The 1,516-nt window shown below is 65.7% G+C and carries 2 protein-coding genes; both read right to left on the bottom strand.

What is annotated here, in order from left to right:
- A partial coding sequence (locus tag EN969_RS30615) for a DNA polymerase III subunit delta' (RefSeq protein WP_127419708.1) occupies window positions 1-650 on the bottom strand: 650 nt, incomplete at its 3' end.
- Entirely contained in the window at window positions 647-1,321 is a 675-nt protein-coding gene (gene tmk / locus EN969_RS30610; protein ID WP_063170241.1) for a dTMP kinase, read from the bottom strand. The genes tmk and EN969_RS30615, both read right to left, overlap by 4 nt.
- Window positions 1,322-1,516: the final 195 nt, after the last annotated feature.

The following is a 1,516-nucleotide window of genomic DNA, read 5'->3' as shown; positions in this document are numbered from 1 at the left end:
CGCGCCGGCTCGGTCGTTTCCAGCACCGTCATCAGGTCGTCGGCGTCGAGCGGGTTCAATCTCACCACCTGACAGCGCGACCGGATCGTCGGCAGCAGGCTGCCCGGCGCGTGGACAATCAGGATGAACAGAGTCCGTGCCGGCGGCTCTTCAAGATTTTTCAGCAAGGCATTGGCGGCATTGGTGTTCATGTCGTCGGCGGGGTCGACGATGACGACCCGGTAGCTGCCGTCATGCGAGGTCAGCGACAGGAAGCGGCTGACCTTGCGGATCTCATCGACGGTGACGACCGTCTTGAAACTCTTGGTCTTGTCGTTCAGCGGCCGGGTCAGATGCAGCACGGAAGGATGCGCCCCGGTGGCGATCTGGCGAAACAGCGACGACGCCGGATCGGGAGCGGCAAGGCTTTCCGGCGCCTGCGCGAAATCCGGGTGCTTCAGCAGATGATGCGCAAGGTGGAAGGCGAGCGTCGCCTTGCCGATGCCGACTGGCCCGGAAAAGATCAGCGCATGCGGCAGCTTGCCGGCGCGATAGGCGGCGGTGAGCACGCCTGCAGCCTGGCCGTGCCCGACCAGAAGGGGCGTTTCGGAGGGCTCCGGCACGCCGTCGAGCGTGTCGTGCTGCTCGGGTGCGATGCGCTCGAAGTTCATGCCGGCGTCGCCTGCCTGTCGCGTGCCGGCGCTCTCGCCGCCAGCGCCGCGAACACTGCCGCGGTGACGACGTTCTCAACCGCGTCGGGCTCGGCGGCTGCGTCGACGACGATGCAGCGCTCCGGCTCGGCCTTGGCGATCGCCAGAAACGCCTCGCGGCGGGCCTGGTGGATCGCCAGCGTCTCCTTTTCGAAACGGTCGGCGACTGCCTCGGCGCCGCGCCGCAGCGTTGCGCGCCTCAGGCCTTCCGCTGGGTCGATGTCGAAGATCAGCGTCATGTCCGGCATCATGCCGTTGATGGCGACCTGTTCCAGCGCATCCATGAACGCCGGATCGATGCCGCCGGTGACGCCCTGATAGACGCGTGAGGAATCGAGGAAGCGGTCGCAAAGCACGATGGAGCCACGCTCGACCGCCGGCCGGATCACCTGCTCGACATGATCGGACCGCGCGGCGGCGAACAGCAGCGCTTCCATCTTCGGCCCGAACGGTTCGGCTGCGCCCGACAGCAGCACATGCCTGACCGCTTCGGCGCCCGGCGAGCCGCCGGGTTCGCGGGTAAGCAGCACGTCGTATTTCTTGGCGCGCATCTTCCTGGCCAGCCGCTCGATCTGCGTCGACTTGCCTGCCCCCTCGCCGCCTTCGAAGGTGATGAAAAAACCGCGTGCCAACCGAGAGGCCTTCTTGTCCATGGCTGAATGGGATTGTAGCGCTCTAGATAGTCCGCGTTGGGCCAAACGTCCATGCCGTCGATTTTTTGCCCTTATGCATGCCGTTCCCCAAAACCATGGCTGGTTTTGAGCGACATGCGTTAGCGCAGCCAGCCGATCACCAGTTCCTTGACGGCATCGAGCGCGCGCTGCGGC

The sequence above is a fragment of the Mesorhizobium sp. M7A.F.Ca.CA.003.01.2.1 genome (assembly GCF_003998945.1).
Classification (GTDB): domain Bacteria; phylum Pseudomonadota; class Alphaproteobacteria; order Rhizobiales; family Rhizobiaceae; genus Mesorhizobium; species Mesorhizobium ciceri.
Note: the sequence above shows the minus strand (reverse complement) of the source record. Positions and strands in the feature narration are given on the sequence as shown.